This is a genomic window from Leptospira ainlahdjerensis, assembly GCF_016919175.1.
GTDB lineage: Bacteria > Spirochaetota > Leptospiria > Leptospirales > Leptospiraceae > Leptospira > Leptospira ainlahdjerensis.
This window is the reverse complement of sequence record NZ_JAFFPU010000069.1, coordinates 1-22443: the sequence shown is the minus strand read 5'-3', so window position 1 is coordinate 22443 and position 22443 is coordinate 1. Positions and strand designations below refer to the sequence as shown.

The following is a 22443-nucleotide window of genomic DNA, read 5'->3' as shown; positions in this document are numbered from 1 at the left end:
AATGATCGGGAAATGGAATACGAACATTTTATCCCCGCTTTAATCGAAGAAACAAAACACCGCTATCAGTCAACTGAGGAAAGAAAGAATTGGCCGCGATTAGATTTCGAAAACAATCACGTCTTAATCGGTGTTCGAGGGATTTCAATAGAGAACAACCAAGTCTTTTTGAACGACGATCGTTTCGACAAGTTCAATGACGTTCTTTTCAATATTCTTCCCGGCGGGAATTCCTGGGGGAGTCGAGTCGTTACGATGGATCCCGGTAAGGTTTCCAAAGAAACACTTCTCAAATACGGCGTTACCGAAGGAGAAGCGAGAGTAGAAGAGGGGATGTATTTGGTTAAAATCGGTCTTCATCACGGACACATTGCTTTTAATCAAGCCTCTCAATTTTCTTTCCGGCGAGATGCTAACGGCGATCATGTTTGGAACAACTTAGATCCCCTCTTCAAAGGTTATATCGGAATCAATATTCACGCGCAAGGTATGGAGAAGGATTACGTTGGCGTAAGTTCCCTTGGGTGTACGGTAACTCGTGCTTATTGGAATCACCCCGAATGGTTATCTCTTATCTCCGTCTTTCAAGGAGCCGAACTAAAAGCCCGTCAGACGGACCCAAAATTCCCTGGTTTTTGTTATGCACTATTTAATCAAGATTCAATAAAGAATATCTTAGATTCTAATGCGTGAACTACTAATTCCGATTTTTAGGATCATGTTACTTTTTATGAATGAATCAGCCACTAAAAGCCAAAGAAGTTTTAAACTTACAGCCAGACTCGCAAGAAGCTCGTGAATTAGAATCAAAACTAAACCATTCTATTATAGTAAACAAAAACGTATTTAGAAGAAGTAACCAAGCCTTTTGGCTCGGTCTATTCTTCGTTCTGGTCGGCCTTTATATTCTCTATACAACTCCGGAACAAAAAATATCCGAAGGTTACGGGGGAGTCAGTGTTCACGGACTTTTTCTTACTTCCGGAATCGTTCTCATGTCTTGGTTTAAAACCGGTGAAATTCTAAAAGCCGTCGGTGAGTTTATCTCAAAAGCGAGGAGAGGGAATCCATGAAGTTGGTTCTCATTTTACTCATTCTCGCCTTTTTCTTTACAGGTTGTTTTTCTCCTCCGTTAGAACCGGTGTTTGATTTCAAAAAGGAAACTCGAAACTTGAAAGAGAATCAAACAAGTCGGAAAAAGACTTCGGATCCATCGGAACTAGAACAGATTTGTATCGACAACGAATCCGGTCGAGCGCGAGCACTTGACGCCTATTTAAAGATGAAAGAAGTCTCTGAATATTGGAAGAAGGTTGCCGAAGGCAGAAAATCGGACGCCGAATTCGGGCGCTCTATTAAGAATTGGATTACTGTTTTTTTGATAGGGGGAGCTGTCTCTTTATTTGCCGGAATTTTTTTATACGTCTCCGGAATCGGATCTAAGGCAATAGGCGGAATTTCTAAAATCCTCTCTATTTTCCCTCCTAAGAGTTCTCCTACAGAGTAATCATTTCTCTCCTTTCTAACTCACTCGCGCTGACCTCGAAAGGGGTCTTTTTTTATTGATTGCCTATCTAGTTTCTCTAATATTTGATAAGTAATCATTCTCAAATCAATATAATTTTTTAAGAAGGGACATTCAATTGATGGAAAGCGAAGATAAATTTGAATATGAGGAAATAGAGAGTTTCTTAGTTAGTTATAAAGAAGAAGCCAAAGTCCTTTATAACTCCAAAGAAAAGTTTGAACTAAAAGTGGGAACCGATGGTATTACAGTTACACTATTAACTCCATTTTTTCTTAGTCGCATCGACATTTCATCAGATAATTTAGGTTTGGATAAAATAAGTATTGTCGGTAAAGACTTATTCGATAATCACTCGAAACTATTTAGATTATCAGAAAATGAATCTGCTGAAAATTTATATTCTGTTCCAATTAACACCATCGTTTCTGAGATTTTTTTATCGTACAATACTGGCTGGTTTACGTCGGAAAAGTTGAAAATCAATGGAATGAGATTTCATGGTATTCCATTGAGCAAAATAGAAGAAAATCTAGAGCCGCTCAGCAAAATTAAAACTTTTAAAGAAGAAACAGAAAAGAAAATAATAGAAGAAAAACAAATCTTCGAAGCCGAAAAGCTTAAGATAGAGAATGAGCTTAACGGACTAAATGCCTCTATTGGAGAAAATGTTTTCCAGCTCGAATCAAATAAAAATAATATTAGAACCTCAGAAGAAACATTAATTAAGTTGCAGAATGATATAGTCGTTTACGAAACGCAACTACAAGAAAGGTCCGAATCAGCTTCAAAATTAAACAGTGAAATATTATCCAGAACTATCGAGTTCAGCGACCTCGAATCTAAAAATAGAAATCTTGATGGGGAAAACAAAAAGCTTAGCGATGAAATTGTAGAAAAGCAATCCACAATTCGAATACTAAAAAATGAGTCTGCTTTGTATAGCAATGAGTACGCTTCATTTTCAATCCAAGGAAACCAGTATATTTTGGCGTATGGGGCCCTTTCTTTAATTCCAATGTCATTAATGGTATTGATTACTATAAATCTTTATAACAGCACTCTTTCATTATTAGAGATAATAGGGTTACTGAGTTTAGGGAAAGTGTCCGATATAATTATACTAAAGATGCCATCCGTATTACTATCATCAGGTATAATAACCGCAAGTTATTATATTCTGAAATTGTTAATCTTAAAAATTATGGATATTCAGGCTGAAAAAATGTCTCTTTCTAAAATGTCAATTTTAGCCCAAGATGTTGTAAACTTAAGTTCGGCTGAATACAGCCTAACTCCAGAGCAAATATTTGAAGCCAATATATATCTAAGAATGGATTTATTAAAGAACTACATGACGAAAGAAATAGATAGAAATTACAAATTTGCATTAAGGGATCAAGAGCTTTTAGATAATGCTATTAATGATTCAATAGGTAAAAAATTATTCGGCTTTTTCAAGAAGACAAAGAGTGAATCTAATTGATAGTTATAAAATATTTTAATAATATACCGTCTAAAGTTTCTCCCAGAACCGGATTCAATAAAATCTACGATTCTTATTCATGATCGAATTGGGTTTTCGGCCCTTTTGTAGGCGCTTTAATTAACCTTTTACGAATCACCATTTTTTTGAAAATCAATTTGAAATTCATATTTGGCTTCGATATCGTTGTTTAAATCCCAGTAGTTCCAACTAGCCCCTTGATATTGGCGAAATCTTTTCAATAGGTCTTGAAAATTCGAAGGAGTTATGAACTGGTCTTCACATACATCAAAGAATGGTAGAATAAATATTATTGCGATTGAGCCAAAATGGAGTTCGACAAAAACTCTAGGCCAGAGTTTTTTATCGGCCGTTTCTTTTCGGATATAAAGAGTTAGCTGTGCATTTTTAAAGTGAATACCCGTATTAATACATATAGCTATGTGTGGCAGAGTAGCCGTAGCTTGATTTCCATTTATCCAATCGATTGTTGTCGATAAGTCCGGCAAAAACTTAGCAGGAATTAATCCTATAGCAAACTTGGCTAATGCTCGGTATAAATTCATATATTTTATGGGCCTGAACGATTGCAATGAAACTGTCTCAGGTGGAGCCTTTCCCTCAATTTCACCGATTTCATTTTGTTGAATCGTAATGGAGATGGTGCCTGTTTCAGTTGAAACCCGCGCATCACGATATTTCCAAGTTTCAAAATTTTCCTTCCCACGTATTCTATAGAAAAGTCTGAAGAACGCAAAAAATTCCAAGAAATCTTTCTCAATCCCTGGTCCAAATCTATTTATATTGCATTCATCACATTCTTCATTATTAAATGCATATTTATTTCCAATACCTTCTGGAATTAAATGTGCCTCGGAATTAAAAGTAACTCCTGTAGAGGTTGTGCCATTACAAAAACGACAAATACGTTTCGCTCTATCAAACTCGCCGTACCTAAATTTTCTACCGATATTAGCTACAATAATTTCGAAATTTTCTATAGTGTGGCCAATTAAGGATTGAACCCGTTGAACTTCTTCGTTAACAAACTCAACCGTTTCTTCCTGGTTTAGTTTTGGATGGGAATTCATAACTTTTAATTTAATATTATAAGTAATAAGCTGCTCTAAACTTGGAGTAAATGGTAATATATAAAAATGTGTACCCGATGGTATGCGTTTAAGAAAAGCTACAACTCTATTTAAACTTGGATTTGTCTCAGCAAATTGAGAAACTTCCTTCCGCAGTCTATTGAGAAGCTCTGTCGACATAGTTTGCAAATAATTGAAAGAAAGGAAGTTGAAAGAATCGATCTCTGAATCATCCAAAGCTAAAAAAAAACGCTTTGTAAATAATGGAATATTTGGATTATTCTCATCCTCAAAACCGAATGATATCCGATCCTTCTCGCTTAAGATTGTGAATTCCAGATAGAATACCCATTTATTTTTAGTTTTCCAAACAAAGTCTACACGCTTAGCATTTGCCAATTAAAAATATTACGAATTAATTATAAACCATATCTATCGAGCATTGATCCTTTTACGAATTCCACACCCTTCTTTTTAAATATCAATTCTACTGTATTCTTTTGAGCCTCTAATTCTTTTGCAAACCTTTCTATAATCTTATTATTTTCACTTAAGTATTGCGTATCCCATTGATTTAACCTTTCCTCTGTTAAAATATCCTTAGGATAATTATCAAGAGTTGCAATTAAAGCAAGCACGCTTATATTTGTGGTGCTTAACGACTGAGCGAGATCGTCAACGGCCGCCTTTGCCTTTTTAACCTTTTCAAAGAATTCTTCTTTCATCTTCATTCTCCTATTTTAATTTTCTTTTACATCTATAAGTATAGTAATTAATTTGCATATTTTCATTTATAGAATCCATGAAATTTAAACTTAAAATCATATTATTTAATTCAGCAAAATCGATAAAGAGTGAATTTGAGATCACTGAAAGATGCAACAGGCTACTTCCAGTAACTCTAATCTATGATTTAATTATTTTCCATATCTCCTCAATGACTTTATACACGTGAGTGCCAGGATTTCCCGGCCAACGCGCGCTAACCTTATCTTTATCCAATTCTTTCGATCTCCCTACGGCATCAATAATAGAACCTTTAAAGTGTTCAATTTCTAAATTCGATTTATTATACGAACCACCCATTTTCGCTTTAAGCATCGATTCAATGTCTTTACTATTTACTGTTTGCTTAATCGCTTCGAAATGGAGATAAAGCCAAACTTCAAAGCAGGGATTACTGACTGCCAAAGATGTATTTTTTATTTTTAGCGCCTCGCCGCAAACTTCTGAAATTTGCTCATTTGGCCATCGATCTACATCAATCATCAACCAAAGTTGATCGTTCGCTTCTAATTTATAGGAATCTTTGTATTTACGTAGCCTTTCTAAGATATGCTTTGGTGCGGAATTGCCATCCTTAGTCTCTAATACAATGACTTGTAATCTTGAACTATGAAATATTTCGGAATTAAAATATTGCTTTTCAGTCTTTTGGCCTTCGCATGCGATTATAATCAAACTCGCATCCCTAAGAGGTAGCATCTCTCTCTTTAAAGGTCTTTTTTTTCTAGAAGTTAAAGCCATAATTAAGTTGTTAGAATGTATTTTTTATAATTGGAACAGCACCAAATCTGCCATTTAGATATCCATTTTCAAAATTCAATCCTTCGCTAACATTATATTCGGATAAACTAGATAAATGACTTGCTCCTGCTTTGTCCTTTTCCATAAATAATATTTCATCTCTACGCAGTAAGCTGCGATCAAGTAAATTAGTGTCATGCGATGTTACGATAAATTGATCAGTAGCTTTTTTTTCAGAGACTCTTTCGAGACACGACTGAATAAAAAGCCTTGATAAATGAGTGTGAAGACTCCTATCAAGTTCGTCAATGATGACCACCCTTGACTCATCTCCCATATCCACAAACATAGGAGCTAAATCCATTAACCTTTGAGTTCCATCAGATTCTTCCTTAATGTCGAAAAGAACTGCTTTCCCGTCTGTCCGAGTATGCTCAGTTTTTAATCGGAGGAACGTAAGGGAGCTGTCTTTTTCGTTCTTTGATATTGCCGCTTTTGTATCGGGCGTACCAATGGATATATACTGCGATGATTTTGAATTTACATCTTCCATAATTTTTAACTTAAATTGTGCTGGATATCCAGATAGGTGCTTATCAGGATCAAATACTTCGGCTTCACATTGAATCTTATTAATTCCAGTATCAGCGACTTGCAGAAATTTAGATAGATACTCTATAAATTTTTTATCTTTAAAAGCCCGAAAGGCTAAAGATCGATATTGCGAATCCGGACCAATGATTATTAATTTCTCGCGCATCCATTCAATAACAGGCTTAAATAATTTGATATTTTTATCATTTCCTTCTGTTAGAAATAGTTGATTTGGTCGCGTTCCCTTTGCTACATATTTAATAAAATCAGCACTTTCAACGTCAGAGATTAGCCGTTGACCCGGCTCAACAATTGCATCATCTTCTTTTGTAATTCTTTCAAAAATTTTTGACTCTTGCGATGTGTAATATCCAAATAACCACTCTTCTAAGATTATTTTAGAATTTAACAAAAATCCGTAGGTATATACTACGTTATTGTGTTTGAATATTATCTCAAATTTTGTTGCACCTTTTTCGGTAATTGGATCAAGTTTGTGCGGAGTAATTTGAATATTTTGATCAGCAGGGGTTCCTTGTAAGATAATTTTTCTGAGGAATCGAAAAGCTCTGACTAAGTTTGTTTTACCGCTTGCATTAGCTCCATAGATGACTATTAAGGGAAGTGCTTCTGTAGATTTTCCCACAACATCTTTAATAATATGCTCCTTCATTGATCGGCTTTTGGCAGGAATCATTGAGAGCACCACATCGTCTTTAAAAGAACTAAAATTATTGACTGTAAATTGTAATAACATAAAATTTAGACAATTTTATACCATATCGCGCATTAAATTGCAAGCAATTATTTATATCACTATTTAATTCGTCTTTAATGCGCTTTTTGCTCTTTTCTGTATTTTAAGAGACATAATAGTCATTATCGGAAGTGACCTGTTTCCATTAATCGGATTAGGAAGGAGAAAAGAAGGCTTCCCCCTTCCTATATTCTTATAAAATTGAAGCTAAGAACCGCGCTCCGCACGAAGAACAAAGTCTTCTTCCGAAACTCAAATAAGCTTCAGCAAAAGCCTTTTTTCCTTTCTCAAATTCTCCTGGAAGTAAAGTAACCCTTTTACCAAAGTAAATCCGTTCACAAACTGAGCAAAAATCAGTCGGAAGATATTTACCGTAAGCGTCTTTGGTCACTCTAACGAAATGGATTTCTTTGTTCGTCGGATTTTGATATAATCCAAACTCTTGTGAAAAATCATCGCGAAGGGTTTGGATTATCCCTATGTTTTTATATGCCATAGATTGGCCTCCTTAAATTTAGCGAGGAGTGCCGCAGTTAGAATCTTCGATTGACAGATTTGTCAATCCGGCCTATTGTTTAATTGTTCAATTTTTAATAAACAAAATCGGCTCCAGCTCCTAACTGTGGCACAAACACTCTTAAAAGCGGAACCGTCTTTCCAGGACGGACCCGCTTTCTGTTTTTTAGTGTTGTTTGAAACCGGAAAACAATCTATGAAAAAAATGCCGAGTTCGATATAAGCCGCAGGGATGAATAAAGCGCGAATTTTAAAAGTAGCGAAAACAGTCAAGCACCTAACGTTCCAATATAGAAAATAATTTCAAGTCTGCAAATGTAAAAAACTAAACCTACACACAGCGAGCTTCAAAAAACAATCCTCCCTTTGTTATTGAGCATACTTGTACAAGCGTGATAAACGAAGTTAGGCGCCGTAATTATTTTTTAAAGAATCTTACTAGATCTCCAATCTGGACTTCTTCAAAAGGAAGCTTAGTTCTTCTGATTTCAGTCTCTTCGCTTTCTCCCGGAAAAAAAAGATTGGAATAAGAATTACTGCGTTTTCTGATAGTTGTTGGGGTTTCCTCTACTTCTATACTTTCAACAGTAGAAATTCGTGTTTGAGTGTGTATTACCTTCCCCTTCCCACGAACTACTTCTAATCGTTCAATGATTTCCTTAGAATCAGGATCCTTAATTTCTTTCCCCAGTCCGTAGATTAAAACACGATCGCCATTTTTAATACCGTCATCACTACCAACATTTAGGATGACTTGAAATGGACTGTTGATATCGACAACCTTTATTATCTTTTCAGACATTTCCAGCACCTTCTGATAAATATTTTTCTGTTACTTTACTTGATACAAATAGAGCCTTCTTTCGAGACTCCTCTTCGAAGTACTTTTCTATTTTTTTCATTTCACTATCTCCCAAAGCAATGCAAAGAGCGAATGAAGCATTCGTATCAACGATCTTAAGAAGAGAGATAGGTTGAATCGCTCCAGAACTACGGCAAAATAAAGTAACTATTTGATCAACTGAGAACGATAAAGGGTTTTGAATTTGAATCAATCTATTCCCTTTAAAAATTCCCTCTCCTTGAATAAGCCTTTCAACTGATATACCCTCTTCATTTGACAAACGGTAAAATTTATAAGTGATAAGGATAAGCCTATATAAAAGATTTACAAGAGTAAGAACGATAATGAAAAACAATGTTCTTTCTAAAGGCCATGAAGTTATTTCTTTATGGGAAATAATTAATGAAATCACAGACATAGCATTAACTGTAAGGACAAAAGGATTCCATTTGTCAAAAAATAAATCTTTAATAAATTTTAGTAGCATTGACTGTTTGAATGGAAATTTTATATTTAGAAACGTAAGCTTTCTTGCTAACCAAAGGATTTTCTATTTATTTAGATTTCTACACATTTTTAATTATGGCGCCTAACTTAATTTTACCGTTATTCGCATATTCACTACTTTTTCAAAAGATTAACGAATGCAAATTATATCTAAATTCAGAAATTCCTTCTTTTATTTTTGAATGGCTGCTTCCGGGAATGTAAATTCTGTCGCATCCAGATTATGTCTCATTTGAGAGTGAATCTTTTTTAAAAATGAATTTCAAATCGAAAACGAATTAAGAAAGAAAGTCACAGTTATGCCCGGTGGACTTTCGTCTTCCAAGATTGTAATAGATAACAATATAAATCTTATTTTCCGTATTTTTTTTCAAGATTAACTATTGAATTTTGAACCAATTTAAATAAATCGCCATTAGTTTTCTTACTATCCCAAAAACTCTTTGCGGCAATTATAGCGTCTTTACTAGGCAATACAAAAGAATCATAAACATTCAAATTATCAGCCAAAGTTAATTTAATCTCCCAAATTTCTTTCTCGATTTCGAATACACTTACGCCTGGAATTCCTGGAAAAGTAAATCTATTTGTTCTAAAATCCTCAATTATTCCCATTGAGACAGCAGCTGCTAATTCATTCGTCGTTACATACTATTTGATATAAACACTATCCCGACCCCTCGACAACTTTGTTGACTCATCAAGTCTGCTATCTAAATATATAGTCAATTAAAATTGACTCCACTGAAATACTTATTTAAAATAAAGTCGAGTAATCACGCATAACGAAAGTGACGGAGAAATGGATTAAACTTTACTCGTTGTAGCTATACACAGGCGTTTCGTATTTTTAGATTTTCCAATAAATGATTCTATTACCTATATAATCAATGGGCTGTATTAATTTAAATAAATAACCATATTTTAACCCGAAGATTTGCTGGTATATAGGTTTATAAATATTCCTATTAAAATCGAAACTAAGACAGTAACAACAAGGTAAAACAAAATAACTCCTGCTTTTTTAATATAGTATTTCACAAATACAATACTCATTTGACTCCTGTATAAATATTCTGCAATAGCCAGCTTCAAATCAACGATTGATATAATCGAGAAAGTTAAATAGAAAAGTTCAGGAATAGCGAGCATCGAATTTTCTTGAATTTCATTATAATTCAAATTAATGAACCCGCCAAAGAACCTTATACAATAATCTTTAGTTGCATAAATTGTTATTAAATTCGTAAATATTATTATTAATGAATGTATTATATAAATATATTTTTGTTTTTCTGTGAAATCATTATTTGAATTGTTAGAATAATGCCTATAAAGATTTTTATATTTACTTATTTCTTTTTTGTCGCGTTCTCTTTTTTTATTAATTTCTGAATTTGATTTAATACTTACTTGAAGTTCTTTTTCTAATTGTTTGCTTCTTTGTTTTTCCTTTATCAATGTATTTGCGTCTGCTTGCAATTTTCTTTTGTTCTGATCGACTAAATCCTGTACTAAAATTAATAAAGATTTATTTTTTTGGTTATCGTCTTCTTGTTGCTCAATTTTATTAATTTTATAAATCATGTATTGATTCGAAAATATATCACCAATAAAAGAAGCTTCAATAGGATTTGTAGATATATAATTTTCGATCGTACTATAGACGGAAACCATCGATTCGTATGAAATATATTTAGAGCTTTGGAATGCCGAAAGACTTAAATCAATCGAAGCATCTCCTATTTTATTTGGATTCCTGATCCAAAGAGTATTCGTAAGGAGCTCTTCGGAAATAACCTCTGGAATACTATTTTGATGAAAATTGTAGTTAGTTCTAAATATAGATTTATCACAAGAAAGTAGTATATACTTCGAGATGGAAAAATTATACACTTTTCCATCTCGTTTATTGTTTATAAATTTTACAATTTTGGAATCAAGTTCGACTTTTTTCTTTAGGTTCTTTAAAAAATGCTCTTCTTTTTTTTCTGATCCCGTATATAGAAATTCTTCATCAGTCATGTAATTTGGTTTATTATTCTTTGACTTTTTTAATCGAGAATTATATAAACTATCATAAAAATCACCTTCAGCTGTGATATTTTTAAGTGAATCGGCTGATAAAATGGTTATACTCAAGGATTTAATACTTTCGTCTAAATTTTGTATTAGTTTTTGTAGGTTCGTAATAGTTTTAATCTTTCTATAATATCCTCCTTGGACCCCGTCTAGACGATTCGCATCGTCTTCATTCATCTTTTCTGGAATATAGGAATTCATAAGTGCTATTTGTAGATTTTCTAATACAGATCTAACTTCTTCAATTATTTCCTTGAAAGTGCATAATTCATAACCTTCTTTTTTTAGAATAAAATATAATTCCAAAGAGGCTTCATTAAAAAATGGATTTTGCAACTCTAAAAGGCGAAAAATAAAATTCGAATCGAAGATTACTGACATTTGACTTCCCTTATCCTTAGCCGAGGAAATCTGATTTATATCAGTAATTTTACTTAATAGATAACCATAATATAATTTTTTAAATATATCAAACAACGAATTGCTATACGCTTTTATATGAAGGATAAAATCGGATATACTAACAAACCTCATGTCCGTTATTACAGACTTGTCATATTCACTTAGCAAATTAACTTGATCAATGCTATATGTTATAAATTCATTTAGTCTTTCAAATATTTCATCATCATTACTACTTTCTAAGTGAGAAAATTTTTTGTATTCCGAAACAAACATTCGATTATCTCTACCGCAGACTTCAAAGAGATTTTTATATTCGGTTATATTTTTTGATGCATCCAGCACTTGAATTTTATTATAATTTTCGAATTGTTTTATTATTCCATATTTTGCTAATTTTTTTAGTAACGTTGTAAGTGTATTTATAGGAAAATTAATAAAATAATGCCTTTCAATGAAAGCCCGCAATCCTTTGATATCAATGTATTCCTTTCCAATATTAAAAATCCCATATTCGACGAACGGGAGAAATGCTTCTAATAAATCCTTCTTTTGATCGTGAAAGGTAGTAAGTACTGAATAACTTATTAAAGGGAGTGTTGATTTTTCATTTTTCTTCATTCTACTGTCTCTCTATTTTTTATTGATTTTATAAAATAAAGCATCGCTCAACGATTGCCTTCTTTTCGATTCAAATATTTTAGAAGTCTATTTTGCTCCAAAGGGACCTCGGACTGAAAGCCTTCAAATCGCATTGTTTGTTTCTGAACTGAATCTTTAACGATTGACTTTCCATATAAATCTAATATTTCAGGCCTTGTAATTTCCATGCCAGGGCAAAGAACATCCATACTCAATTCATGATTATCATATTCGAAATTAGGAATACTGCTCTGGAAAAAATGATACCTTAAAAATATTCGAATAATTAAAAATGGAATCGTCCTATCTTGAATGTCCTTTCTCTGAAAAACTTCAATCATAACATCATCAGTCGCGTTCTTTATATAGTAAGAGTAAACCCGAGGAATGAATACGCCGCCATTTTTTTCCAAACTTGGATCCATTAGAAATCTGCGGGTAGATTCAATTTTTGTTAAAAAGTCTTGGCGTAAAAGCGAAAAACCAATTTTAACAAGACATTTGAAAACAGCATATGGAACGTACGGCGGTCTTACAGTGGTGAACTCAATTAATTTCTTCTCAAGATCAATTTCTACATTTTTTCCAGAAGTATCGATCCCAACTAACATTTTTTTATGACCGTCTTCCCTAACAAATAGCTTTTTATCATTTTGATGAAATGTTGGAATTCCATTTTTTCCCTTCGTACCCGTTAATGTCCTCTCTATCCCTAAATAATTTGCAAAATGATTTTCTAAGTTTTGGTCGAAGTATTCATTGCACCGATCACATTCAGATTTAGAATGATAAAGTCTATTTCCAAGAAATTCAGGAATTGGATGAGCTATTTTTTTAAACGTTGTCTTTGGTATTTCTAAATTACAATATCTGCATACACCTTTTATTTCGTGAATGACGAATTTAGGTTTTTCATTTATTATCCCCCCTGGAATCCAATACCCCAACAATGGGCTATATTTTTCCGTAAATTCGCGTGAATTTTCCATATAATTATTTTCTCAAGTATAGAAATTAAATCTTCTAAATCGCGGATCTCTGTATTAGAAATATATCTAATTTGTATATAGAAAAAGTTCATGACTTTTGCGAATATTGCGCTTTTTCTTACTTCCGATAATATGTAATTCTGTCGCTGAGCGTCCACTACCCTCTTGAGAGTATCCATTCATTCTTTACGCATCAGGCTCCATAAACGAGCTAAACTTTTCTATTTCTAAATTTTAAAACTAACCTGTAAGAATGCGTTATAAATATAATCTACATATTCTTGTCCGCCGTAAACTCGAAGTCTCAAATTGTTTGATAAATCATTTGAAGGATCAAATGATCGAATATCCTTCAATTTAGGCTTTGCCACAGCTCCTAAAATCCCCGCCCCCCAGGATATTACGATTTGATCTGAAATAGAATAGTTTAAAACGACTTCTAATTCCTTTCCGATATAAGTCGATTTTGTTTCATTATCTATATCGTTGTACCCCAAAAAGCTACGGGGATCACGATATCCGTTTCGAAGCACCAAGTCGCCGAATAAGTAAAAGTAGTTAAATTTCCCAGAAAGATAAAAATCATAAAATGCAGGAGTTCGAAATCGCAAAGATACCTGAGGTCCGTAAGAATGAGATCCTAAATACAAGAAAAAGGAATCCCTTTGATTCAAACTTAAATTCGAATTTATATATCGTAAGCCGCCACCAATTCCAACTTTATCGCTGTAGACATTCCAAATCAAATTAAGCTCTGAATCGAATCGATAATAACTACCAATACTATAATCTTTTACATAGCAGTCGTCGTTCGAACAATATAACGTGCTTTTGCTTAAGTTCGATTTTTTCAATTCGAAGAAATTTGTTTCTATGTAAGAATTGATTTTGGGTAAGAAGAACTTTAATCCAAAATAAATACTTGTAGTGCGCTTGTTGCGACTACCAATGTAGAAAGCATATTTTTCCTCAAACCAATTTGATTCGAGTGGATCGATTGCGAACGATTGTCTTCGAAGAATTAATTCATATTTCGGTTCAAATTTTGGTTTTTGATTTTCAGTCTTTATTTGTTCTTCTTCGGCAATCAAGATACTGCTAAATAGAAAGCACCCGGCTATGAAACATTTGAATTTATTTTTCATTAATTCCTTTTAATTCTTATTTCGAAATTGAGTCCTGCCTTTTACTTCCCACAAAACTAAGACAAAATTCTACTCCCTCGCCATTCAAATTTAAAAAATGACATCCCTCTTTCAAGGAATATTTAGGTACAATCTCAATGGGTTTTATAGAAAAATATAATTTAGGAATTTATTTTGCAGTATTATTAAAGGATTCTGATATTCTTTTTATCCGTTATGTGTAGTAGATTCGCTCAATCCAATCGCTGGTCCAAGGCGAAAGCCTTCCAATTCGCAAAGGATATAAATGAAAGCAGAAGTCGTTTCAATATCGTATATACGGAAGGCGCCCTTATTATTCTAAAACCTGGCACCGACTACACTGTTGAGAATGCGATGTTTTGGTTGGTTGCCCCTTGGTCGAAGAGCCTAAAGGATTCTTTTCAGTATGCGACCGGCAACGCGAAATCAGAAACCATATTCGAGCTTAAATCTTTTAAGGAGCCTATCTTAAGTTCCAGGTGTATTATCCCTTGTGATGCTGTATTTGAATCCATCGGACAAAGTGGATCGAAACAGCCCTACGCGCTTAGATTAAATGATGACGAACCATTCGGAATGGCTGGGATTTACTCTCGTTGGAAAAATCCGGAAACCGGCGAACGGATCCAAACCTTTTCGATCATCACAGTTCCCTCTAACGAGCTTTTTACCAAATATCACCCAAAACAAAGAATGCCTGTAATTCTTCCTCCGGAGAATTACGAAGCCTGGCTTGATTCAAAATTAAATACTAAGCTTCAGATCTCTCCATTTTTTCAAATTTATCCTTCGGATTTAATGCACGCCTACCCTGTTTCAAAATTATTATTGTCTCCTAAGAAGAAATTAGAGGGCGAGGAATGCCTGAAAGAAATTTCCCTGGAAGAAAAAAGAGATACGCTTTTCTAAAAAGGCTTGATCCGAAATTATAAATACATATATTTGTATAGCATACAAATATATGCTTCTTTTAGAAAATTTAAAGCTCAATAGGACGATTCCACTTCTTCGAACGCCGTTACATGCTGGTTTTCCAAGTCCAGCCGACGATTACTTACGAAAGAAACTCGATCCGCGCGATATACTCGAATTAAACCCTCTTTCAACATTCTATATGCTAATCGCAGGTCACTCCTGGGAAGAGTTTAATATCCACGATCGCGATATCGTTGTCATCGATCGTTCGATACCACCTTCCTCCGGAAAACTGGCTATTGTAACGCATGAAGGGAGCTTCGCTTTGAGGATGTTAGGTAAGATCGACGGACAACTTTGTTTTCTAACACAAGACTCAACGGGAATGATTCTTTCCATCGAACCGAGTTCCGAATTTCAAATTTGGGGAATTATAACCTTTGTCATTCACAGGTATTAAAAGAGAACGGATCTTCGCATTAGTGGATGTGAACAATTTCTATGTTTCTTGTGAACGGGTTTTTCGTCCGGATTTAGAAAAGATTTCTCTCGTCGTACTTTCGAATAACGACGGGTGTGCGGTATCTAGGAGTGAAGAAGCCAAAGCTTTAGGAATCACAATGGGAATGCCTATATTCAAAGCGACGGAGTTACTGAAGACCGGCCGCTTGGTTACTCTTTCAAGCAATTATTCGCTTTATGGAGAGATGAGTTTTCGGTTTCGAGGAGTGCTTGAACTACTCTGCCCGGAAGTGGAGCAATACTCGATCGATGAATGTTTTTTGGAACTCACTGGATTCATCAAGGAAGAGAATTCCGTCGCGTTCGGACACAAGATCAAAGAAACAATTCAAAGGACGTTAGGACTTCCAGTATGCGTTGGAATTGGTCCAACCAAAACTCTTGCAAAAGTCGCAAACAAAATCGCTAAATCAAATTTAGAAAGCCAAGGGGTCTTTAGAATTGAACCCGAAAAGCGCGAATCCATTTTATCAAAAATTCGACCTTCCGACGTTTGGGGGATCGGACCGGCCTACGCAAGTTTTTTGGAAGATTGCAATATAAAGACCGCACTGGAGCTCTCAAGGCTCCCCGACGACTGGATTCGAAAACAAATGACTGTGGTTGGCCTTCGGCTCGTTTACGAACTGCGTGGAACCGTTTGCTATGGTATGGAACATTCCCCTCCTCCGAAAAAAGAAATCGTCGTCGGTCGGGCATACGGAGACTACGTTTCCGATTTACAAAGCGTGATCGAAGCAACTACTACTTATCTCTCTCGCGCGGTGGAGAAACTCTGGAAAGAAGGCAGATACGCACAAGCCTTATCCGTTTTTATTCGAACGGACCCGTTTCAAAAAGAAGATATTCAATATGAAGAAACTATTTATATGAAAATTCCTTTCGCCACACGGGATCTTTTTGAACTCCAAGCCTATTGTATAGCCGGAGTGAAAACAATTTTCAAAGAAGGCTACAGATACAAAAAGAGCGGAGTGATGCTTTCTGAATTAACCAACGAAAACAAACGTCAACAGGATTTGTTTTATAGAGGCAACGCCGATTGTGCTACCGAAGCTGTTATGGAGATAAACTCTAAATTCTATTCAGGAAAAATCAGAACCGCAGTTACCGGATTCGGATTCCGGAACTGGAGAATGCGGCGGGACTTTCAGTCAAAAAGCCCGCTTCATAACTGGGATGAGATCCCGGTTGTGAAGGTCTAATTAAAAGTAGTAGAAGCCTTTATTTTATACGATTTTGATAGATTCCCGCTACCATTTCGGCGCGTTCAAATTTTTCTAAATCAGTTCGCATTGCAAGTTCGTGGTTTTTAGAAGTTACGTTTAAAACGACATTCGCCTTACTAATCAAGAGCTTCATATAATATTCATTTGGATCCAAAATTCTAAACAAGACCAAGAAAAAAGAAGAAGATAAACGAGTTAATATCGGAATTGGATTCCCCTCTAAAATATTCTCGCGTATGCTAAAGGCGTCGTAATGTAAAATTGCAATAGTCCAAAAGGCCGAAGCAATAATTATTCCAAAGGCAGATTTCGATGCTAAGAAGTAGCCGATCAATGGCAAAATATAAACAAAAACCAATGAAACGGTAAGAGAAATGATGATACCAGAAAATAATAAAAAAGCTTTCACTCTTTCGTCTCCTCGACTTTTAAAGATCGAAAAGAATGCTTTAAAACAGGAGATGAGAATGTAAAAGCAACAATAACCGATGATTAGATGATAATTCCAGGTAGGGGTATAAGAAAAAACCTCTGGCTCCCGAATCTTGACTACGTTACAACTCAAAATCACAATTGAGAAATATAATAAAAGTATAAAATTAGAAGTATATTCAAATTTTCTAAATATGCTACTCCGTCTAATCTCTAATAAAGAAGAAACTACCTCATGCAATAAGTAAGGAGCGAAGATAATCGGCAACAAAGTCCAATTGATAAGAATATTTCGATATTCAAGCCCAAACGATCCTCTTTGTCCAAGAAAAAGCATCCATAATGAAAGAGAAATTGTCAGGTAGAAAAAGTAATTTCGAACCAGACCTTTCGGCGCAAAAATTCGAACATACAATCCCAGCGAGAAAGCAAATATCCCGATACCAGTGCTAATCAAAACGACAAATTCTCCTCAAAAATATGTTAGTTATATTAATTTTGAGGCAATTTTCTGTAAACACTCTTTTCCAATTTCCACTACTTCAAACCAAGACATTTCGCCATTAAGATAGAACCCCGGAAAATACATGGGGCCTGTATATCTCAGAGATTCAATCGCTCCCTCTCGGAAGTAAATCCTTTCGATACCGGATAACTTAGGATTATACATTCCATATACCATATCATAACCTTTCATCACACAATATCTAGCCGTTTCAATGAAAGTTAACTTTGCGGCCTTACCACCTTTCGCATTTTTTACGAAAGCTACCGAATTCCAATCCGCAACATTCTCTTCAATAACACCGTATCGTTTTGGTGGAAATTCATTTCCTTTAATAAAGGCGACTTCGAGCGGAATAAAATTCCAGGGAAATTTTTCGGTTACTCTCATCGCGGCGAGCAATCCCTCTTTTTCTTCAACGTAGAACCAAGTAGACCAAAGATCATAGTTTACGTTTTTCCAAGGTGAATCGGTATAACCCGCATCTAAGTATATTTTAGAAACAAAGTCTTTGATTTTTTGGAGGATATCCGGAGATTCCAGGCCGATGATTTTTTTAACTGCAAGCCTTTCTAATACTTGTGACATAATGAGAATTATGTCACATTTGACCAAAAACTCAAATAGATAATTTCTTACTTTGTTTTCAAAAAAAAATTAGCTGGCTCACTTAGGATCTAATTTTTCCGCTAACGCCTTGATCGCGGATAAGTTCCGGTCGGAAAGTTTTAATAAAACTTCTATTAAATCTCCTAAACCTGACTTTTTACGAATACTTCGAAGTAATTTTAGATCTTCTTCAAAATTTTGATCAAAACTCTCATTTGGAAGGAGCATATCTCCTTTTCCGTCAATTACCCACTCTTGCGAAACTCCAAACATAGTTCTTAATTGAGTCAGAAACCTAGTAGTAATCGCGTTCTCGCCGTTCTGTAGTCGAGTAATCGTGCTTTCTGAAACCCCGAATTTCAAAGAAAGCTCCTTTTGATTTAGCTTTTTTGCCGTTTTTAGGTGGTTAAAAACAATTTTAAGGCGTTTTAATACTTCTGGATCTGTCATTTTCTTGTATATGGCAATTTTTTAATTTGACGAATTGTATAATACAATTCATACTTCAACTGATTCTATCCCGAAAAAACTATATGGAATTAGCAATGACCCCTTTGAAAGAGCAAGAATTTAACGAAATTTTAAAACTGTCGCGTTCCGCTTCGTGGCTCTTACCAAAGAAGAATTTATCGATGCTGGCCAACCTTAGTTTAGTTGGGGATTTTCCATTTCAAGGAAGATTGTGAAGTATTGGTCCGTTAAGCGTCCATAGCACGGAATATGAAAGCTAGTCCGAATAATATGCAGAAAACGATAAGAACAAAATTTTTAGATATTAAGGTTTTCGCAAATGACTAGGTACAAACTCGAATCTTTAAAACTTAGCATGAAGCTCTTAGATATAAAGAATTCCGACGGAAAACCCCGAAGCGATGCGGAGACTATTGATCTCCTTCTTACAAGGTGCGCTCTCCAGGAATATTATTTAGAAGAACGGAATTTGCTAAAACGTTACCATGATTGGTTGGATGACCAAGGTCTTGAGGAATGGGCGTATGATTGAGTGTTTCTCAAAGACCAATGCCTGAGAACGATTCAAAATCAGAAACTGGATCAGAATCCGATTCTATCCGAAAACTTTCAAAAGATGAATTAATAGAAGCATGTATGAAAATCGCAAGGATGAAAAAGCCGATTGCTGAGATCGCGCGTATTTTAAAGCCGCTCGGGATCCCCTACTACACTGTTTTTCATGTATTTATGGGTAAATCTAACCATCCCCGTGTTTTAGAGATTCTTACAAAACTCGGGATTCAGCATGGAAGAAAACCAATCCGTGAACCCCGAGAAAAGAAAATTAAGAATGAATAAAGTTTCTTTATTCAGATATTTTAAACAGAGGATGAGTGAACTTAGCTTTCTTATTCCTTTATTTTATTTGAGCCATTATTTGATTGGATTTATGGAGGGGAAAATGAGCGGGCAATTCTTGAATTTAAAAGCTGTTGAACTAAATGAAAATGATTTAGATGAACACGAGAAATTATTTGGTCTTGACCTAAGCCCCGTAGATCGTAAAGCGATTCTAAAATATTCAGGCTACCGGACAGCTTTGAGATTTGTGAGAAGTCGAAATACAATCTCCGCCTCTTCTATTGACTTGGATTCCTATTTTTCAAACGGGGAGAGGTAAGTTTTAAAAGATCTATCTTGACAGGCGTAGTTTTCATTCTTTTCAAACCTTTAATTCGAGGATCAATATCTCTACCTTTTTCAATAAGAGATGTTTTCACTTTCTGATCGATTCATAAAATATCAAACAATCCGTCGATTCTCTCAGCTTAGAAACGCAAGAATCCCGACAACTTCCTCTAAATACATGATTTGGCCTTTGATTTGTTGGGAATCGTTGATTACAATCTGAAAAACAAGTATCCAATTCTTTATAACACAATCTCTGTCTTTCATTTTCTTTACTTGTAATTTCTGCGCTGGACAGTTTTTCCAAATCTAATCTTTTCGGAATCGAATTATACCGAGTCTCTCTACAAAAAAAAGACAGACTAATAAGTAGCACTATAACAAGATTCTGCTTTAATTCACGAGCAGTCTTCACAGTCAATTCCCATCAATAAACTATTGAAGTTGGATTTGAATATCCGCTGGAGCCGAAGTAGTGCTGTCAGGGTATTGAAAAAGCAATGTGATCGGACCGGAAGCGGTTGGAGAAGACCAACTGATTTGATTTGCGTTGACTTGATTAAAAGTAAGAGGGATATCCTTGAATGAAGTCGGAAAACATGAGTCGCTTCCCGGAACGGCCAACGGGACAAAACTACCAAGATTCGTAGTAGTCGACGTGAGCGTTATTTGTTGATTCGGAACGTAATTTTCGATTTTTACAATCGCTATGGAAGTTGCCCCTTCGAAATCAAATGGCATAGGTTTAATTATCGTGCTTGCTATGACTGGAGTTTTACATATTGCCTTTGAATCCAAAGAAACCGAAATATCTGTTGGAATAACTTTAGGACTAAATTTTGAGGAGCTGATCACCATTAAATTTCCAGTTAAAGGAGTAACGGTCGTATTTATGTTAGCCCCCCGAGCCAAGAAGTATCGATATGAAGACACAAAATTAAAATAGTTTTGAGGAACATCACAGGGACTATTTGCTTTATAGAAAAGTGGCGAGTATTTAGTCGGGTCCGAGGTTGTCATTTTTAGATTTATCCTTCGCCCGAATTCTAAATTTTCTACATAAGCCAAGCCGCCGACATACGGGGTGGTTAATATCGAAAAAGAAATAAACTTTAACGGCAAATCGGACGTCGTTATTTTTGGTGTTGCACAACCTGCGACGTAATTCGACGTAAAAAGCAAGGCCAACAGAGAAGTGTTATCGTCTCTGTCATTTGATTTACAATTTTGCAGAGTAACACAACTCAGAATAAAGAATAATATCAGCCTTTTTTTAATTTTCATAAATTCCTTTTTATCGTCAAGAGATTCATTTTTTATCTTAGAATTCAATTCCGCCTATTTTCATTGCAAATAGACTTGTGCATCATTTGGAAAACCATTTCCTTCAATAAAGACTGACAAGGTATATGAACCATCTATTTGAATTGGATATGAATAGCAATTCCCGGTCAAAGCATTCGTTCCGAGCACATTATTAACCTTCGGATTATTTGTTATACCAACGCTACAATTGTTATCTTTTCTTATTACGAAGGTAGCGGATTGATAAAAGTTCACATTCGAATTTGAACATAACACTAATTGATTCGTCGTCTTTACATTCGGCATAAAAACTATTGCACCTGAATAATTAACTCCAGCACTCACATAAGACACAAAGTTTAGATTCTGTGGCTTAGAACTTATGGTCACATATTTTCCGCATGGCCCCTGCTGGGTCGTAACTAAGACATACCCAATTAAAGACAAGATAACTGAGTGGTCTTCTTCTACTGAATTACCGAGCGATTTAATGCATCCTATTTGAAGTGATAGCGTAATTATTATTAGAATAAATAATAATTTTTTAGAAAAATTATTATTTTTCTTAGATTCGTTCTGATCCCCTATTAAACTCATAATTTTTGTATCGTTCATAGCTACTTACCTTGATCGGCTCCTTTGCATAATTGATTTCACGAGGATGATGGGCAATACGTGAATCACTTTCTTGCTTAATGCAACCTACCGGAATTGTAGTAAATTGGTTGAATACAGTTTTCCTTATGCTGTAACACACAGTAATCTCTGCATTTTGGACCACGAAAATCTCGTCTTTTGGGGTAATCCTCATTACATTTACTAAGGCATTTATCTAATTTCTTATTGCAAGCTTTGACCATTTCTCTAATTTCAATTTCCGTGCTTCCGTTATTTTTTTCTTCTTCGGCGGAATAGAGAAAAATAAAAGAAATGAATACTATAATTAGGTAACTATAATATTTGATATTTAACATAGCCGGTTTCTTGGTAGTGATTGCAGTTGGTTCGTAAGCAATTTTCCCCGTGACATTCGCTATTCGGGTGTTTCCGCTACGCGGACCTTGCTCTCAGCTCCGGTCCTTAACACAAGATTCCTTCTTCTATAGAACTTTTTGGCGAATAACAATGAAAAAAGATTTTCATAGCTCCCCGAATAG

General features: G+C 34.9%; 26 protein-coding genes and 1 pseudogene. 10 read left to right on the top strand and 17 right to left on the bottom strand.

What is annotated here, in order from left to right; genetic code table 11:
• Positions 1-12: 12 nt before the first annotated feature.
• The 4 genes from JWG45_RS17290 to JWG45_RS17275 all read left to right on the top strand — a co-directional run bounded on the left by JWG45_RS17290 (position 13) and on the right by JWG45_RS17275 (position 3011).
• The gene (locus tag JWG45_RS17290) at positions 13-693 is read left to right on the top strand and encodes a hypothetical protein (protein ID WP_205280875.1); all 681 of its coding nucleotides are present in this window, start codon (positions 13-15) and stop codon (positions 691-693) included.
• Between the two features lie 41 nt (positions 694-734).
• Positions 735-1073: a hypothetical protein gene (locus JWG45_RS17285; RefSeq protein ID WP_205280874.1), complete on the top strand. Its 339-nt coding sequence runs from the start codon at positions 735-737 to the stop codon at positions 1071-1073.
• A complete protein-coding gene (locus JWG45_RS17280; RefSeq protein ID WP_205280873.1) occupies positions 1070-1507 on the top strand; it encodes a hypothetical protein in 438 nt (145 codons plus the stop codon). Before JWG45_RS17285 ends, JWG45_RS17280 begins: the two co-directional genes overlap by 4 nt.
• A 139-nt stretch (positions 1508-1646) precedes the next feature.
• The gene (locus JWG45_RS17275; RefSeq protein WP_205280872.1) at positions 1647-3011 is read left to right on the top strand and encodes a hypothetical protein; all 1365 of its coding nucleotides are present in this window, start codon (positions 1647-1649) and stop codon (positions 3009-3011) included.
• 128 nt (positions 3012-3139) lie between these two features.
• Here the strand turns inward: JWG45_RS17275 and JWG45_RS17270 are convergent, their stop codons facing one another.
• The 11 genes from JWG45_RS17270 to JWG45_RS17220 form a co-directional block, all read right to left on the bottom strand.
• Entirely contained in the window at positions 3140-4501 is a 1362-nt protein-coding gene (locus tag JWG45_RS17270) for an HNH endonuclease (protein WP_205280871.1), read from the bottom strand.
• A 20-nt stretch (positions 4502-4521) separates the two neighbouring features.
• Complete coding sequence (locus tag JWG45_RS17265; RefSeq protein ID WP_205280870.1) at positions 4522-4827, bottom strand: hypothetical protein; 306 nt, start codon at positions 4825-4827, stop codon at positions 4522-4524.
• Positions 4828-5008: 181 nt separating this feature from the next.
• Positions 5009-5629, bottom strand: a complete 621-nt coding sequence (locus tag JWG45_RS17260; RefSeq protein WP_205280869.1) for an RloB family protein — start codon at positions 5627-5629, stop codon at positions 5009-5011.
• Positions 5630-5639: 10 nt separating this feature from the next.
• Positions 5640-6920: an AAA family ATPase gene (locus JWG45_RS17255; RefSeq protein ID WP_232380742.1), complete on the bottom strand. Its 1281-nt coding sequence runs from the start codon at positions 6918-6920 to the stop codon at positions 5640-5642.
• Between the two features lie 253 nt (positions 6921-7173).
• Positions 7174-7476, bottom strand: coding sequence for a hypothetical protein (locus tag JWG45_RS17250; protein ID WP_205280867.1), 303 nt, complete (start codon positions 7474-7476; stop codon positions 7174-7176).
• 438 nt (positions 7477-7914) lie between these two features.
• Positions 7915-8298 (bottom strand): hypothetical protein, encoded by a 384-nt coding sequence (locus JWG45_RS17245; protein WP_205280866.1) that lies wholly within the window; start codon positions 8296-8298, stop codon positions 7915-7917.
• Complete coding sequence (locus JWG45_RS17240; RefSeq protein ID WP_205280865.1) at positions 8291-8827, bottom strand: hypothetical protein; 537 nt, start codon at positions 8825-8827, stop codon at positions 8291-8293. The genes JWG45_RS17245 and JWG45_RS17240 overlap by 8 nt, the downstream gene beginning before the upstream one ends.
• A gap of 371 nt (positions 8828-9198) precedes the next feature.
• Entirely contained in the window at positions 9199-9462 is a 264-nt protein-coding gene (locus tag JWG45_RS17235) for a hypothetical protein (protein WP_205280864.1), read from the bottom strand.
• Between the two features lie 309 nt (positions 9463-9771).
• Complete coding sequence (locus tag JWG45_RS17230; protein WP_205280863.1) at positions 9772-11952, bottom strand: hypothetical protein; 2181 nt, start codon at positions 11950-11952, stop codon at positions 9772-9774.
• A 47-nt stretch (positions 11953-11999) separates the two neighbouring features.
• Positions 12000-12962, bottom strand: coding sequence for an HNH endonuclease (locus tag JWG45_RS17225; RefSeq protein ID WP_205280862.1), 963 nt, complete (start codon positions 12960-12962; stop codon positions 12000-12002).
• 227 nt (positions 12963-13189) lie between these two features.
• Positions 13190-14107 carry a hypothetical protein gene (locus JWG45_RS17220; protein ID WP_205280861.1) on the bottom strand — a complete coding sequence of 306 codons (918 nt, stop codon included), beginning with the start codon at positions 14105-14107 and terminating at the stop codon, positions 13190-13192.
• 216 nt (positions 14108-14323) lie between these two features.
• Between JWG45_RS17220 and JWG45_RS17215 the strand changes: the two genes are divergently transcribed.
• Genes JWG45_RS17215 through JWG45_RS17205 form a run of 3 tightly spaced genes read left to right on the top strand, consistent with a single transcriptional unit; the run spans position 14324 to position 16770 of the window.
• The gene (locus tag JWG45_RS17215) at positions 14324-15037 is read left to right on the top strand and encodes an SOS response-associated peptidase (RefSeq protein WP_205277152.1); all 714 of its coding nucleotides are present in this window, start codon (positions 14324-14326) and stop codon (positions 15035-15037) included.
• Positions 15038-15089: 52 nt separating this feature from the next.
• Positions 15090-15503: a LexA family protein gene (locus tag JWG45_RS17210; protein WP_205280860.1), complete on the top strand. Its 414-nt coding sequence runs from the start codon at positions 15090-15092 to the stop codon at positions 15501-15503.
• Between the two features lie 22 nt (positions 15504-15525).
• A complete protein-coding gene (locus tag JWG45_RS17205; protein ID WP_332476725.1) occupies positions 15526-16770 on the top strand; it encodes a Y-family DNA polymerase in 1245 nt (414 codons plus the stop codon).
• Between the two features lie 19 nt (positions 16771-16789).
• Here JWG45_RS17205 and JWG45_RS17200 read toward each other — a convergent pair whose 3' ends face one another.
• From JWG45_RS17200 to JWG45_RS22280, 4 genes and pseudogenes are all read right to left on the bottom strand, one after another.
• A complete protein-coding gene (locus JWG45_RS17200) occupies positions 16790-17683 on the bottom strand; it encodes an LIC10906 family membrane protein (RefSeq protein ID WP_205280858.1) in 894 nt (297 codons plus the stop codon).
• A gap of 30 nt (positions 17684-17713) precedes the next feature.
• Positions 17714-18319, bottom strand: a complete 606-nt coding sequence (locus JWG45_RS17195; RefSeq protein ID WP_205280857.1) for an LBL_2463 family protein — start codon at positions 18317-18319, stop codon at positions 17714-17716.
• A 78-nt stretch (positions 18320-18397) separates the two neighbouring features.
• Positions 18398-18568, bottom strand: coding sequence for a hypothetical protein (locus JWG45_RS22285; protein WP_232380755.1), 171 nt, complete (start codon positions 18566-18568; stop codon positions 18398-18400).
• A 42-nt stretch (positions 18569-18610) separates the two neighbouring features.
• A pseudogene (locus JWG45_RS22280) lies at positions 18611-18790 on the bottom strand (helix-turn-helix domain-containing protein); the annotation flags it as partial.
• A gap of 83 nt (positions 18791-18873) precedes the next feature.
• Here JWG45_RS22280 and JWG45_RS17185 point away from each other — a divergent pair.
• The 3 genes from JWG45_RS17185 to JWG45_RS17175 all read left to right on the top strand — a co-directional run bounded on the left by JWG45_RS17185 (position 18874) and on the right by JWG45_RS17175 (position 19973).
• Positions 18874-19026 carry a hypothetical protein gene (locus JWG45_RS17185; protein WP_205280855.1) on the top strand — a complete coding sequence of 51 codons (153 nt, stop codon included), beginning with the start codon at positions 18874-18876 and terminating at the stop codon, positions 19024-19026.
• 313 nt (positions 19027-19339) lie between these two features.
• A complete protein-coding gene (locus JWG45_RS17180; protein WP_205280854.1) occupies positions 19340-19651 on the top strand; it encodes a hypothetical protein in 312 nt (103 codons plus the stop codon).
• Complete coding sequence (locus JWG45_RS17175) at positions 19644-19973, top strand: LIMLP_19325 family protein (protein ID WP_205280853.1); 330 nt, start codon at positions 19644-19646, stop codon at positions 19971-19973. The genes JWG45_RS17180 and JWG45_RS17175 overlap by 8 nt, the downstream gene beginning before the upstream one ends.
• A gap of 443 nt (positions 19974-20416) precedes the next feature.
• Here the strand turns inward: JWG45_RS17175 and JWG45_RS17170 are convergent, their stop codons facing one another.
• The gene (locus JWG45_RS17170) at positions 20417-21313 is read right to left on the bottom strand and encodes a hypothetical protein (RefSeq protein WP_205280852.1); all 897 of its coding nucleotides are present in this window, start codon (positions 21311-21313) and stop codon (positions 20417-20419) included.
• 12 nt (positions 21314-21325) lie between these two features.
• A complete protein-coding gene (locus JWG45_RS17165; RefSeq protein WP_232380741.1) occupies positions 21326-21901 on the bottom strand; it encodes a hypothetical protein in 576 nt (191 codons plus the stop codon).
• Between the last annotated feature and the right edge of the window lie 542 nt (positions 21902-22443).

What these genes read in the sequence shown, in the direction of transcription:
- JWG45_RS17290 (WP_205280875.1), top strand. Translation starts at nt 13, where the DNA reads ATGGAATACGAACATTTTATCCCCGCTTTAATCGAAGAAACAAAACAC.
- JWG45_RS17285 (WP_205280874.1), top strand. Translation starts at nt 735, where the DNA reads ATGAATCAGCCACTAAAAGCCAAAGAAGTTTTAAACTTACAGCCAGAC.
- JWG45_RS17280 (WP_205280873.1), top strand. Translation starts at nt 1,070, where the DNA reads ATGAAGTTGGTTCTCATTTTACTCATTCTCGCCTTTTTCTTTACAGGT.
- JWG45_RS17275 (WP_205280872.1), top strand. Translation starts at nt 1,647, where the DNA reads ATGGAAAGCGAAGATAAATTTGAATATGAGGAAATAGAGAGTTTCTTA.
- JWG45_RS17265 (WP_205280870.1), bottom strand. Translation starts at nt 4,827, where the DNA reads ATGAAAGAAGAATTCTTTGAAAAGGTTAAAAAGGCAAAGGCGGCCGTT.
- JWG45_RS17260 (WP_205280869.1), bottom strand. Translation starts at nt 5,629, where the DNA reads ATGGCTTTAACTTCTAGAAAAAAAAGACCTTTAAAGAGAGAGATGCTA.
- JWG45_RS17255 (WP_232380742.1), bottom strand. Translation starts at nt 6,920, where the DNA reads ATGATTCCTGCCAAAAGCCGATCAATGAAGGAGCATATTATTAAAGAT.
- JWG45_RS17250 (WP_205280867.1), bottom strand. Translation starts at nt 7,476, where the DNA reads ATGGCATATAAAAACATAGGGATAATCCAAACCCTTCGCGATGATTTT.
- JWG45_RS17245 (WP_205280866.1), bottom strand. Translation starts at nt 8,298, where the DNA reads ATGTCTGAAAAGATAATAAAGGTTGTCGATATCAACAGTCCATTTCAA.
- JWG45_RS17240 (WP_205280865.1), bottom strand. Translation starts at nt 8,827, where the DNA reads ATGCTACTAAAATTTATTAAAGATTTATTTTTTGACAAATGGAATCCT.
- JWG45_RS17235 (WP_205280864.1), bottom strand. Translation starts at nt 9,462, where the DNA reads ATGGGAATAATTGAGGATTTTAGAACAAATAGATTTACTTTTCCAGGA.
- JWG45_RS17230 (WP_205280863.1), bottom strand. Translation starts at nt 11,952, where the DNA reads ATGAAGAAAAATGAAAAATCAACACTCCCTTTAATAAGTTATTCAGTA.
- JWG45_RS17225 (WP_205280862.1), bottom strand. Translation starts at nt 12,962, where the DNA reads ATGGAAAATTCACGCGAATTTACGGAAAAATATAGCCCATTGTTGGGG.
- JWG45_RS17220 (WP_205280861.1), bottom strand. Translation starts at nt 14,107, where the DNA reads ATGAAAAATAAATTCAAATGTTTCATAGCCGGGTGCTTTCTATTTAGC.
- JWG45_RS17215 (WP_205277152.1), top strand. Translation starts at nt 14,324, where the DNA reads ATGTGTAGTAGATTCGCTCAATCCAATCGCTGGTCCAAGGCGAAAGCC.
- JWG45_RS17210 (WP_205280860.1), top strand. Translation starts at nt 15,090, where the DNA reads ATGCTTCTTTTAGAAAATTTAAAGCTCAATAGGACGATTCCACTTCTT.
- JWG45_RS17195 (WP_205280857.1), bottom strand. Translation starts at nt 18,319, where the DNA reads ATGTCACAAGTATTAGAAAGGCTTGCAGTTAAAAAAATCATCGGCCTG.
- JWG45_RS22285 (WP_232380755.1), bottom strand. Translation starts at nt 18,568, where the DNA reads ATGCTCCTTCCAAATGAGAGTTTTGATCAAAATTTTGAAGAAGATCTA.
- JWG45_RS17185 (WP_205280855.1), top strand. Translation starts at nt 18,874, where the DNA reads ATGGAATTAGCAATGACCCCTTTGAAAGAGCAAGAATTTAACGAAATT.
- JWG45_RS17175 (WP_205280853.1), top strand. Translation starts at nt 19,644, where the DNA reads ATGAATAAAGTTTCTTTATTCAGATATTTTAAACAGAGGATGAGTGAA.
- JWG45_RS17165 (WP_232380741.1), bottom strand. Translation starts at nt 21,901, where the DNA reads ATGAACGATACAAAAATTATGAGTTTAATAGGGGATCAGAACGAATCT.